This is a genomic window from Novosphingobium aureum (assembly GCF_015865035.1).
GTDB lineage: Bacteria > Pseudomonadota > Alphaproteobacteria > Sphingomonadales > Sphingomonadaceae > Novosphingobium > Novosphingobium aureum.
Map to the genome: position 1 here is coordinate 1,306,160 of NZ_JADZGI010000001.1, position 11,909 is coordinate 1,318,068.

Annotated in this window: 12 protein-coding genes; 3 read left to right on the forward strand and 9 right to left on the reverse strand. The window is 68.2% G+C overall.

What is annotated here, in order from left to right:
* Positions 1-70: 70 nt before the first annotated feature.
* From I5E68_RS06165 to I5E68_RS06185, 5 genes are all read right to left on the reverse strand, one after another.
* Complete coding sequence (locus I5E68_RS06165; protein WP_197162106.1) at positions 71-1,357, reverse strand: pilus assembly protein CpaE; 1,287 nt, start codon at positions 1,355-1,357, stop codon at positions 71-73.
* Positions 1,358-1,360: 3 nt separating this feature from the next.
* Positions 1,361-2,020 (reverse strand): CpaD family pilus assembly protein, encoded by a 660-nt coding sequence (locus tag I5E68_RS06170; protein WP_228726853.1) that lies wholly within the window; start codon positions 2,018-2,020, stop codon positions 1,361-1,363.
* 25 nt (positions 2,021-2,045) lie between these two features.
* The gene (locus tag I5E68_RS06175) at positions 2,046-3,590 is read right to left on the reverse strand and encodes a type II and III secretion system protein family protein (protein WP_228726854.1); all 1,545 of its coding nucleotides are present in this window, start codon (positions 3,588-3,590) and stop codon (positions 2,046-2,048) included.
* Between the two features lie 62 nt (positions 3,591-3,652).
* On the reverse strand, positions 3,653-4,675 hold the full coding sequence (cpaB, locus tag I5E68_RS06180; RefSeq protein WP_197162112.1) for a Flp pilus assembly protein CpaB: 1,023 nt from the start codon (positions 4,673-4,675) through the stop codon (positions 3,653-3,655).
* A gap of 101 nt (positions 4,676-4,776) precedes the next feature.
* Positions 4,777-5,484: an A24 family peptidase gene (locus I5E68_RS06185; protein WP_197162114.1), complete on the reverse strand. Its 708-nt coding sequence runs from the start codon at positions 5,482-5,484 to the stop codon at positions 4,777-4,779.
* Between the two features lie 81 nt (positions 5,485-5,565).
* On the opposite strand from I5E68_RS06185, the gene I5E68_RS06190 reads away from it, so the two are divergent.
* The 3 genes from I5E68_RS06190 (at position 5,566) to I5E68_RS06200 (ending at position 8,016) form a co-directional block, all read left to right on the forward strand.
* Complete coding sequence (locus I5E68_RS06190; protein ID WP_228726855.1) at positions 5,566-6,624, forward strand: alpha/beta fold hydrolase; 1,059 nt, start codon at positions 5,566-5,568, stop codon at positions 6,622-6,624.
* Positions 6,625-6,630: 6 nt separating this feature from the next.
* Positions 6,631-7,716, forward strand: a complete 1,086-nt coding sequence (locus I5E68_RS06195; RefSeq protein WP_197162116.1) for an NAD(P)/FAD-dependent oxidoreductase — start codon at positions 6,631-6,633, stop codon at positions 7,714-7,716.
* 117 nt (positions 7,717-7,833) lie between these two features.
* Complete coding sequence (locus I5E68_RS06200) at positions 7,834-8,016, forward strand: YegP family protein (RefSeq protein ID WP_197162118.1); 183 nt, start codon at positions 7,834-7,836, stop codon at positions 8,014-8,016.
* Positions 8,017-8,065: 49 nt separating this feature from the next.
* On the opposite strand, the gene I5E68_RS06205 is transcribed toward I5E68_RS06200, so the two are convergent.
* The 4 genes from I5E68_RS06205 to ispH form a co-directional block, all read right to left on the reverse strand.
* Positions 8,066-9,196: an FUSC family protein gene (locus I5E68_RS06205; RefSeq protein ID WP_228726856.1), complete on the reverse strand. Its 1,131-nt coding sequence runs from the start codon at positions 9,194-9,196 to the stop codon at positions 8,066-8,068.
* Positions 9,197-9,506: 310 nt separating this feature from the next.
* Positions 9,507-9,941: a ribonuclease HI gene (gene rnhA, locus I5E68_RS06210; RefSeq protein ID WP_197162120.1), complete on the reverse strand. Its 435-nt coding sequence runs from the start codon at positions 9,939-9,941 to the stop codon at positions 9,507-9,509.
* Positions 9,938-10,933: a homoserine kinase gene (gene thrB / locus I5E68_RS06215; protein WP_197162122.1), complete on the reverse strand. Its 996-nt coding sequence runs from the start codon at positions 10,931-10,933 to the stop codon at positions 9,938-9,940. Before thrB ends, rnhA begins: the two co-directional genes overlap by 4 nt.
* 12 nt (positions 10,934-10,945) lie before the next feature.
* Positions 10,946-11,908 carry a 4-hydroxy-3-methylbut-2-enyl diphosphate reductase gene (gene ispH / locus I5E68_RS06220; RefSeq protein ID WP_197162124.1) on the reverse strand — a complete coding sequence of 321 codons (963 nt, stop codon included), beginning with the start codon at positions 11,906-11,908 and terminating at the stop codon, positions 10,946-10,948.
* Position 11,909 lies beyond the last annotated feature (1 nt).

An 11,909-nucleotide genomic window follows, 5' to 3' on the forward strand; every position in this document is an offset into this window, starting at 1 on the left:
TCGCCTTCCTTGTTTGGACCTGGCCCCGATCGGATCGGGGGCAGGTTCGGCGAGGTTACCGCACCAGCGCTCAGCTGGCGGCGGCTTCCGACTTCTTGTTGCCCAGTCCCGACATCAGCGACTTGAGATCGAGCTTGTCGAGCAGCGAGCCACCCTTGCGTGCACCAGCCTCGCCATCATCCTCGTCGATGGTGTTGAGGATGGTCTTGCCGAGGTCGCGCATCACGCTGGCCGCACGGGTCGAACGGTTGGCGTCGATGAAGGTCTGGCCCAGCTTGGCGGCGAGCGCCGCGGCCTTGGGATCGAAGGGAATGGTCAGTTCGACCTTGGTCTCGATCGAGGCCTCGAAGTCGGCCTTGCTGATCTCGCCCACGCCGGTCTGCACCTTGTTGGCGACGACGATCACGCGGCTGTGCGGCGCATTGGCGCGCAGCCACGAGAGCACGCGGATGGTGTCGCGCGCCGAGGCAAGCGTCAGTTCGGCGACGACCACGACCACGTTCACGTCGGTGACGAGCTGCGGGAAGTTGATCAGCATCGAGCGCGGCATGTCGATGACGGTGGTCTCGAAAGCCTCGCGGAATTCCTCCTCGAGCTGCATGAAGGCAGCGCCGTCGGTCATCAGCGGGGTCGAGATCGGAGCCTCGGCCGAGAGGATCGCGAGGTTGTCGTTGGCGCGGATCATGGCGCGTTCGATGAACAGGCCGTCGATGCGGCTGGGGTTCTCGATCGCGTCGGTGAGACCGCGGCCCGGCTCGAGGTCGAGACACAGTGCGCCCGTACCGAAGTGGATGTCGAGGTCGAGCAGCGCGGTCGGCAGCTTGTTGTCGGCGCTGAACATCCATGCCAGCGAGGTGGCGATGGTCGAGGCGCCCACGCCGCCGCGCGTGCCGATCACGGCGGTCGAGACGTGCTGCTTGGAGCTGCCGCCCTCGCTGGCGCGCGGCGCCGAGAAGACCGCCTGCGCCTGCGACATGGCATCGCGCACCTGCGCCGGGGTCAGCGGCTTGAGCAGGTAGTCGTGGATGCCGCTGGCGATGAGGTCGCGGTAGAGGCGCACGTCGTTGACCTGGCCGACCGCGATCACCACGGTGCCCGGCTCGCAGACTTCGGCGAGCGCGTTGATGTCGCTGAGCGGGTCGCCGCTCTCGGAGAGGTCGACCATCAGGATGTTGGGCGAGGCGGTGATCGAGAGCGACTGGATCGCGTTGCGCAGGCCGCCCTTGTAGCACTTCTCGGGCGCCCAGCCCATTTCCATGACGATCGGGCGCAGCACGTCGAGCGAGGCATCGTCGCACATGTAGACCGCGAACTGCTCGCGACCGTTGCCGTTACCGGATTTCCAGGGTGCGTTCATGGCTCAGTTGTCCTTCGTGCCGGCTTCGGAGACGGTGTTGCCCTTGCCCGTGGTGGTGGCCTTGCGATAGGCGTCGATGGCCTTGCTCGAGGTCATCAGGACGGTGTCGCCGGTGCTGTCTGCGCCGTGGAGCAGGTCCTCGGGATTGGCGACCATCGCGGCGAGGTTCGAGTTCGTCGCGCAGCCGTAGTTGCCCGAGAGGCCGTTGTTCGGATTGAAGTCCGAATTGGTCGACCAGTCGGGGCACGAGGGCACGCTGGCGCGGGTGCGGGTGAGCACGACGCGCACGGTTCCCGCATTGACGTACCCCGGCGTGATCGGCGCCTCGTCCGAGACGAGGATGCCGTGGCGCGCGGCGACGGCGGCGACCGCGTCGCGGGTGACCGGGCTGGAGGCCGGGTCGTCGACGTGGATCTTGTCGCCGTACTTGAGGTCCATCGCGTCGAGCCAGCCCGAGAGGCGCTGCTGCTCGCCATAGGCGAGGCCGCTGGTGCCCGAGGTCAGGTCGAGCGTGTAGTTGACCTTCTCGACCACCGGCTGGTGCTGGCTGTACATCGAGCGGTTCTGCGGGATGCCGCCGCAGCCGGCGAGCGCGAGCCCGGCGCCGAGCGCGAGCAGGGTGCCGGCGAGCCTGGCGGGACGGTTCTTTGCGCTGCTGTGCATGGAAATCACCTTTGTCATGTCAGGCTCACTTCAGGCTGAAGCCGGGCTTCGCGGCATCGTCTGCGGAAGCGGTGCGGGTCCGGGTCGCGGGCGTCGCCGCGCCGATGGCGGGCGCTGCGGGCGCGGCCTCGGGAGCGGCGCTCGGGCCGGGACGACGCTGGTTGCTTTCGCCATCGCTCTGCATGTTGCCGAGCAGGCGCTGCAGCTCGTTGGGCGTGTTGAAGCCGTCGGTGGGCAGGACGATCTGCGAGGCATCGACCGGGTTTACCAGGTACGGGGTGATGACGATGACCAGTTCGGTCTCGCCGCGACGGTAGTTGGTCGAGCGGAACAGCGAGCCCAGGATCGGCAGGTCGCCGGCGCCCGGGACCTTCTGGATCGAGTTCGAGCTGTTGTTCGAGAGCAGGCCCGCGATCATGAAGCTCTGGCCCGAGCCGAGCTCGACCGTCGTTTCGGTGCGCCGCGTGGTCAGCGAGGGAACCTCGAAGCCGTTGAGCGTGACCGAGCCCTGGCTCGAGAGTTCGGAAACTTCGGGGCGCACGCGAAGCGAGATGCGGCCATTGGCGAGCACGGTGGGCGTATAGCTGAGGCTCACGCCGTAGTTCTTGTACTCGATCGAGGTCGCGCCGAGGCCCTGGCTGATCGGGATCGGGAATTCGCCGCCCGCGAGGAACTCGGCGGTCTCGCCCGAAAGCGCGGTGAGGTTGGGCTGGGCGAGGCTGGTGACGAGACCGACGGTCTCGCCGGCATCGAGCGCGCCGAGGATGTCGACGCCCAGCAGCTTGCCCGCCATCGCGATGGTGCCGCCCGTGGTGGTGGGATCGACCGTCGAGCCGGGCATCGAGGAACCGTCGGGCAGGGTCACCGAGACCGAGCTGCCGATGCCCATCGGCATGCCCGGTGCGAAGGTGTTGACCGCGCCCTGACCGAGGCCGAACTTGAAGCCGCCGGTGCTGTCGATGGTGGTGAGGTTGACGCCCAGCGTCTTGACCAGCGAGCGGCTGACCTCGGCGATGCGTACCTGCAGGTTGACCTGCAGCGGGGTCGCCATGCGCAGGCGGGAGATGACGTTGGCTTCCTTGCCGACGTAGGCCTGGACGAGGCGCTCGGCTTCAGAGGCGTCCTCGGGCGACTTGATCGTGCCGGTCAGCAGGAAGGTGTTGGTGCCCATCGTCGAGACGGTGATGCGCGCTTCGGGCATGGCGAGGCGCAGCATCGAGTCGACGCTGTCGAAGTTCGAGCCGACGCGGATGTTGGCCGACCACACGACCTTGCCGGCGCGGTCGCTGGCATAGACGGTGGTGGTGCCGCCCGCCTTGCCGAAGACGTAGAGCTGGCTGGTCGACTTGACCTGGACGTCGGCGACGGCATCGTTGGCGACGAACACGTCGGTCATCGAGCCGGGCACGTTGACCAGCTGGCCATTGCCGATCGAGAGCGAGATGTCCTGCGCGGGGCGGACCACCGACTGCGCGGCGGCCGGGCTGGCGAGCCCTGCGCTCAGCGCCATGGCGAGCGGGGCCGAGGCGCCGACGAGCGTCAGCATGGACTTGAGAAGGCGACGGTTCATGGATTTGCCCTCAGGATTGGCGGAGCGGTCGTGGGCGACGCTGGCGTTGCGGTTCTGGCGCATCACTTGGTCCCCACGGCTTCTTCGGTGGTGATCTTGCCGCGGGTGACGCGCACCACCGGACCGGAGCGGACCGGGGCAGCGGCTGCGGGCGCACCGGGGTTGCCGGCGATCGCGACAGTGGTGCCCTGCGCCGGGCGCTCGTCGGCACTGGCCGGACGGCTGGAGCGCTGGAAGCGCGAGACGTCGCCGCCGGTGACGTAAGTGGTGTTGCCCTCGATCGGACGGTTCATCGCCTGGCGCATGATCTTCTCTTCCTGCTCGCGGGTCGCGCCCTCGGGGACGGCGACTTCACCGCTGGCGAGGATGCGCTCGAACTCGCCGTGGCTGTCGGCCAGCGACCGCAGCGAGAGGCTGAGCTCGCCGATCTCCTCGGAGACCGCGATCTTCTCGGCGATGCGCGGGGTCACCTCGAGGGTCACGGTGCGGAAGGCGCGGACCACGGTCTTGCCGTCGACGACCTCGTTGTCGGTGGTCTGGTCGGTGGCGAGCACGCGCAGGTTGCGCAGGATCGTCTCGGTGGTGTTGAGGGGCTCCGATTCGGCGCCCTTGACCTGCTGGGTGAGCATCAGGTCGACGCGGTCGCCGGGGAACACGAAGCCGCCCACGCCGGTCTTGGCCGAAACCGAGATGGTGACCGCACGCATGCCCGGCCCGAGAGCGGCAGCGAGGAAGCCACGGTCGCCCGGCGCGACGAGCGCACCCTGGGTGACGGGCTCGCCGGCGGTGACCGGGAAGCGCACGACGGTGCCGAGCAGCTTGTTCATGTCGGCTTCGCCGTCGATGAAGTAGGCGTCCTTGACGAGACCGGTGGGCCAGTCCTGGAAGGAGATTGCATCGGCGGTGATGATGGTCCCGACCGGCAGCGCCCGCTGCGCGACGAGGACCTTGGGCCCCTTGGGCTGAACCGCGACGGCTTCGGCCCTGGGTGCCGATGCGCCGACGAACATCGATCGAGCTGCAAAGGCGGTGCCGGCGGCAACCACCAGTGCAACGATCAGCAGCATCAGCTTCTTCTTATCCATGGCTTAGCAAGCCCCCTGAAATTCCCGTTTGCTCAGAGCATTCTCGGGTAAATTGGTTAAAAACGGGTTCATCCGTTTACCCTGTCAGTTGAATCGTTTTTTTAGCTGACAGGGCTGAATTCGATGGCGGCGCGGGTCTCGGCGGCGAGGACCCACAGGCCGGCGGCGGAGATCGCGACGCCATAGGGAATCGGCAGGCGCGATTTCTGGCGGCGCATGATCTGGTGAAAGCCAAGGCCCAGCAGTGCGAGCACGGCGAGGACGACCAGCGCGACCACCCATGCCCCCGGGATCAGCGCGGAGATAGTGCGCACCGCAGCCTGCGAGACGAGCGGGCGTCCGGTGGCGAGCGCGAAGATCACCGCGGCAGCGCCCAGCGTCCAGGTCGCCGCGGCCAGAAAGGCGAGCGCGTCGCGCCATGTCTCGCCGGGCATGCGCTTCATGTTGAAGGCGGCCATGGCGATCGAGCCGCCGCCGCCGATCACCGCCATCAGCACGACCAGCTGGAGAAAGGCACCCGGCGTGAACCACAGCGCCAGCGCAGTCAGCAACTTGACGTCGCCGCCGCCCATCTGGCGTAGCGCGAACAGCACGCAGGCGATCACGAAAGTGAGCAGGGCAAGGCCCAGCTGGAAGCCGATCTGCTGCCAGCCCATGCCCATCGCCAGCCACCACAGCGGCGCGGCGAGGGCGATGCCGAGGTTAAGCGTGTTATCTATCTCGCGGCGGCGAATATCGGTGAACGCCGCATAGAGCAGCGCGATTGCCAATCCGGCGAGCAGACCGTACGAAAGAATTGCGCCAGACATTCGGCATCCCCCTGTCGGGAACCGGTCTAGTCGGGATCACTTACCAAAGAGTAACCAGTCCGAAGGGGCGTTTTCAGCCAGATGAGCGAGCCGGACAGCGAAGGCGAGACCATGGGCAGGCCCGGCCTCGAGGGCGGGATCTGCCAGCCCGAAACCGAATTTTCCGGTGCAAGCGCCGCGCGCGAACCCGCGATAGATCGCCGCGCCATTCCCGCTGCCGCGCGCGAATCGCTCTGGCACGGCGTGGACGGGGCCCCGATTCGCCGAATCGACATTCCCGCGTGTGCCCCTAGCGGCGCGGTGCGCGGGTCGCTGCTGTTCATGCCCGGGCGCGGCGACTGCTACGAGAAGTGGCTCGAGACGCTCGTGCACTGGGCCCGGCGCGGCTGGCAGGTGACCAGCGCCGACTGGCGCGGGCAGGCGCTCTCGGGCCGGCTCGGCATGGACGCGACGACCGGGCACGTCGAGGATTTCGAGCTGTGGCTCGCCGACTACGCGCATCTGTGGAAGGCCTTGAAGGCCGAGAGCCCGGGCCCGCACGTCGCCGTGGCACACTCGATGGGCGGCAACCTGGCCTTGCGTGCGGTGGCCGAAAAGCGCGTCGATCCCGATGCGCTGGTCCTGTCCGCGCCGATGCTGGGAATTCACCCGGCCCATGTTCCCGCACGCGTGCTGCGTCCGGTCGCGCGCGTGATTCGCGCGCTCGGCGATCCCGCGCGCCCCGCGTGGAAGGTCAACGAACGTCCCGAGATCGTGCGCCGCGCCCGCGCTTTCCTGCTCACGCACGATAGGGACCGCTACGCCGACGAGCAGGCCTGGTACGAGGCGCGACCGGGGCTCGTCATGGGCCCGGCGAGCTGGGGCTGGATCGTCGCAGCGCTCGGCTCGATCCGCGCGCTCGAGAAACGCGGCGTGCTCGAGGCGGTCACGACCCCGGTGCTGCTGATCGGCACCAGCGCCGACGGGCTCGTCTCGTGGCCCGCGATCCGCCGCGCAGCCAGGCGCCTGCCGCATGGCGAACTGCTCGGCTTCGGCAAGGAGGCCGCGCACGAGATCCTGCGCGAGGCCGATCCGGTGCGCGACAAGGCACTGGCGCGGATCGAGGACTTCCTGAACCGGGCAGCACCCGCTAGGGGCTGATCCCCTATGTCCGAGAGTTACGATATCGTCATCGTCGGTGCCGGCATGGCCGGGGCCTCGCTCGCCGCCGCGATCGGTTCGCGTGCGCGGGTCTTGCTGGTCGAGGGCGAGGAACGTCCCGGCTACCATGCGACCGGGCGCTCTGCCGCGTTCTGGGTGGAAAGCTATGGCGGGCCGGGTGTCCAGCCGCTCACCACCGCCGCCGGACCCGAGCTGCACCGGCTCGGCATGCTGACCCCGCGCGGGGGACTGACGCTGGCGCGCAGCGACGAGATCGCCGCGCTCGAAGAATTCGCGCAGACCTTCCGCGCGCGCGGGGTGCGCGTCGAGATGCTCGATCGCGCACAGCTAGAGGCGCGCGTGCCCGGACTGTTGCCGCAATGGACCGCGGGTGCGCTCGAGGTCGAGACATGTGACATCGACGTGGGTGGCCTGCACCAGCACTATCTCGCGGCAGCGCGCAAGGCGGGCGCTCAGCTGGCCTGCCGCGCCGCGCTGCAATCCGCGCGCCGCATCGAGGATGGCTGGCGGCTGGACCTTGCGGGCGGGCGCGAGGTCTCTTGCCGGGTGCTGGTCAATGCAGCCGGTGCCTGGGCCGATGGCGTGGCACAGCTTGCCGGGGTGCGTGGGCTCGGCATCACGCCTTATCGGCGCACGATGGTGCAGATGATCATGGACCAGCCCGTGCCAGAGGACCTGCCGCTGGTGCTGGGGCTCGACGAGAGCTTCTACTTCAAGCCCGAGAGCGGGCGGCTCTGGCTCAGCCCGCACGACGAGACACCCAGCGCGCCGTGCGATGCCGCGCCCGAGGAGATCGACGTCGCGCTCGCCATCGACCGCTTCGAGAAGGTGGTCGACTGGAAGATCGACCGGGTCGAGCATCGCTGGGCGGGTCTGCGCTCCTTCGCGCCCGACCGCCTGCCGGTCTACGGCTTCGATCCGCGCGAGCGGGCGTTCTTCTGGTGTGCGGGGCAGGGCGGCTTCGGCATCCAGACCGCGCCCGCCGCAGCCGACCTCGCGGCGCGGCTGCTGCTCGGCGATCCGGTGGGCGCGGTCGATCCGGCGCCTTACGATCCTGCCCGGTTCGGCTGACGGCGCGTCATCCGCGAAGGGCGCCGTATCGAATGGGGCACCGGGCTGGGCTTGCCAGCACTACGCACAATTGCTGGAATGCGCAGACCCGAAAAAGGCATCCAAGGAGACAGACCGATGGCGCACCGTTTCGAGATCCACAAGAACAAGGCCGGCGAGTTCGTGGCCTACTTCTGCTACAATTCGGAAACGATGTTCTGGACCGAGGGCTATTCGAGCAAGGCCTCTGCGAAGAACGCGATCGAATCGATCATGAAGAACGGTCCTTCGGCGGAGCTGGTCGACACCACCGTCGAATAAGCCGCCTTGCGTGCGCGCCCGCTCGGGCGCCGTGCTTACAGCCTCGCGCTCAGGCGACCTTCGCCATGGGCGCTTCGCTGGCCTCGCGCGCCGTTTCTTTGCCCTCGACGGGCGAGAGGCGGCGGGCGATGAAGTGCCATCCCAGCAGCACCGGCTCGAGCAGCGCCATGCCGACCGCGATCGAACCGAGGCGCTCCATGGCAAGGCCGGGCTCGATGCTGGAATAGCTGTCGGGCACCAGCGCGGTGAGGATCGCGATGGAGAACTGCAGGCCCACGTAGTTGGTGGCCGAACCGCCGGTCTCGAGGTGACGGCCAACGACGAGGCCGAAGCAGGTGCCGGCAATGATGACCGCGATGCTGCCGTGCGCGAGCAGCAGGATGCCGATGGCGAGCAGGCCACCTGCCAGACAGCCGATTGCGCGGTGAAGCAGGCGGCGGCTGACCGGGGCGAGCCCGCTCTGGCCAAGCCCTGCGACCGGGACGATCATCACCGCCATGATGGTGATCGAGGCCTGATAGAGCTCGGGCATGCCGGTGAGCGCCTGAAGCAGCGGCAAGAGCGCGAGCGCGATACCGGCCTGTGCGGCGTGGCGCGCGGCATGGCGGTTCCAGCGCATGCGCTCGGGGCGCGGCTTGCGGTTGGCGAGCCAGCCCTTGCCGGTGACAAGCGCGGCACCGAGGCTGACCACGACGCAGGCGAGCGTGCCCGCGGCGACTTCGACCACGCGGGTGCGGGCGAATTCCATGGTGTCGAGGTGTGGGTTGGACAGCTTGTCGAGCAGGATGATCTCGAAGGTCAGGCCGAACAGGAACCAGGCATAGGCGCGCCGCCCGGTGAGCATGCCATAGAGCCCGAGTGCGCCGACGATGCCCGCCGCGCCGACCGCAACGGCCAGCGAATCGAGGGCGAAGGGGATCACCAGCAGCGCGAGCCCCGCGCCGATCAGCGTTCCGACCATGCGCATCACGCCGCGCAGCAGCGTCTCGAAGGTGTCGCTCTTGAGCAGCACCAACGCCGAGACCGCGGCCCACGAGACCATGCGCGCATCGGCAAGATGGGCGAAGACGATCGCGAGTAGGACGGACAGCACGCAGGCGATCTCGTCCGCCATGCGCGGGCCCGGCGTCGCAAGCGCCCGCAGCTCGTGTTCCATCCTCGATGTGATCAGCTTCACCATGCCTTTTGCTATGGTGAGAATGACGCAAGCTTTGAAGGTGGATTACGTTGCGAAAAGCGCAAGGGCCCAGTTCGATCGTGCAAATGCAGCATAGGTGTTCGCATCTGCAGCATGGGCCGGCGCGGCCTGGGCGACTGCGAGGCCTGTGCAGCATGGCCGTCATGCCGGGGCAGGACAGGCATGCAGCCCCGAAAATGGAGCGAGCGACCCGTCTCAATGGCCTGCGAATCGCTAGAAAACCGTGCCTGTTGCGCAAATCGCAATGAAATTTGCGCGCATGCAACTGCGCGGCCGCCTCCGGGAAGGCGGATCAGGCGGCCGTGAGCGCCGCGTCCGAGGCCAGCTTGTCGACCCGTTCGTTCTCGACGTGGCCCGAGTGGCCGCGCACCCACTTCCACTCGATGTCGTGCCGCGCGCGCGCCGCATCGAGCTGCTGCCACAGCTCGGCATTGGCCACCGGCTTCTTCGCCGCGTTGACCCAGCCGCGCTTCTTCCAGCCGTGGATCCACTTGGTGATCCCGTCGATGACGTACTTGCTGTCGGTGTGCAGCACGATCGAACAGGGCTGGTTGAGCACCTCGAGCGCACGGATGACGGCGGTCATCTCCATGCGGTTGTTGGTGGTGTTGCGCTCCGAGCCCGCCATTTCCTTCTCGTGCTCGCCCATGCGCAGCAGCACGCCCCAGCCGCCCGGGCCCGGGTTGCCCTTGCAGGCGCCGTCGGTGAAGATCTCGATCTGTTTCATGATGCGGCGAAGATTCCGGCGTTTTCGGGCGCGGCATAGAACTGCAGGCGCCGCGCGAAGGCGAGCGGGTCCTTGGGGGTGACCAGCGCGTCCTCGGGGGTATTGGTCCAGTCGTAGGCGCGCGTGGCGAGGAAGCGCACCGCGGCGGCGCGGGCCAGCAGCGGTAGGGCCGCGTGCTCCTCGGCGCTCATCCTGCGCACGCTCTCGTAGCCCTCGATCAGCGCGCGCGAGATCGCCGGGTCGAACCGGGTGCCGTCGTCGCTGAAGCTCCAGGCGGCATGCGTCACCGCGACGTCGTAGGCGAGCAGGTCGGTGCAGGCGAAGTAGAAGTCGATCAGCCCGGTGACTTCCTCGCCCAGCATCAGCACGTTGTCGGGGAACAGGTCGGCATGGACCACGCCGCGCGGCAGATCGGCAGGCCACTTGCGGGCGAGCAGGTCGAGTTCGCGGGTTACGATGGCGGGCAGTTCGGGATGGATCGAGGCAAGACCGTCCTCGCCGCAATCGCCCAGCAACTGCTGCCACGAGGCGAGCCCCATCGAGTTCTCGCGCGAAGATGCGAAATCACGCGAGGCGAGGTGGACCTGCGCCAGGGCGGCACCCACCGCGCGGGCCTGTCCGGGCGTGGGCTCGGAGACCGAGACGCCGGGCAGGAACTCGATCAGTGCGAGCGCCTTGTCGCCCTCGCTCGTGGGCAGCTTGCGATAGCTCGCGCCCTCGCGGTCGTGGATCGTGCGCGGAACCGGGCAGCCGCGCGCGGCAAGGTGGTCGAGCAGGTCGAGGAAGAACGGCAGGTCGGTGACGTCGGTGCGGCTCTCGTAGACGGTGAGGATGAAGCGGCGCGCCTCGTCCTGCCCACGCTGCGCCTCGAGCAGCCAGTTGCTGTTCGACACGCCCTCGGCGATGCCCTTGGCCGAGAGCAGGGTGCCCACGTCGAAGGCATCGACAATCGCGGCCATCTGCTCGGCGCCGATCCGGGTATAGACTGCCATGTGCCGTGTGCCTCAGGCAGTGAGCTGGCGCGGCAGCTTGAAGGTGATCGTCTCGCGCGCGGTCACCACTTCCTCGCTCTCGACCTCGCGCAGCTCCTTGATCCGCGCGATCACCTCGTTGACCAGTTCCTCGGGAGCCGAGGCTCCGGCGGTGAGGCCGACGGTCTCGACGCCCTCGAGCCAGGCGGGATCGATGTCGGTGGCGCGCTGGATGAGCTGCGAGCAGGCCCCCATGCGCTGCGCGACTTCGGCGAGGCGCAGCGAGTTGGAGCTGTTGGGCGCACCGATCACGAAGACCAGCTCGCACTTGGGCGCGATTTCCTTGACCGCGGCCTGGCGGTTCGAGGTCGCATAGCAGATGTCCTCGGCCTTGGGCGCGGTGACGTGCGGGAAGCGCGTCTGGATCGCCTCGATGATCGCGGCGGTGTCCTCGACCGAGAGCGTGGTCTGCGAGAGGTAGGCGAGCTCCTTGCCCTCGGGCAGTTCGAGCGCCTCGACGTCGGCGATGGTCTCGACCAGCGTCATCGAGCCTTCGGGGACCTGGCCGAAGGTGCCGATCACTTCGGGATGCCCGGCATGGCCGATGAACAGGATGTGGCGGCCCTCGGTGATCTGGCGCTCGGCCTGGCGGTGGACCTTGCTGACCAGCGGGCAGGTCGCATCGAGCCAGTCGAGCCCGCGTTGGCTGGCAGCGGCAGGGACCGACTTGGGCACGCCGTGCGCCGAGAAGATCACCGGTACGCCGTCGGGGACCTCGTCGAGTTCCTCGACGAAGACCGCGCCCTTGGCCTTGAGCCCGTCGACCACGAAGCGGTTGTGGACGATCTCGTGGCGCACGTAGACCGGCGCGCCGTATTTCTCGATCGCGCGCTCGACGATCTCGATCGCGCGGTCGACCCCGGCGCAGAAACCGCGCGGGGCGGCGATGAGGAGGCGAAGGGGCGGTTTCGTCGGGGACGGAAAGGGCGCGTTCATA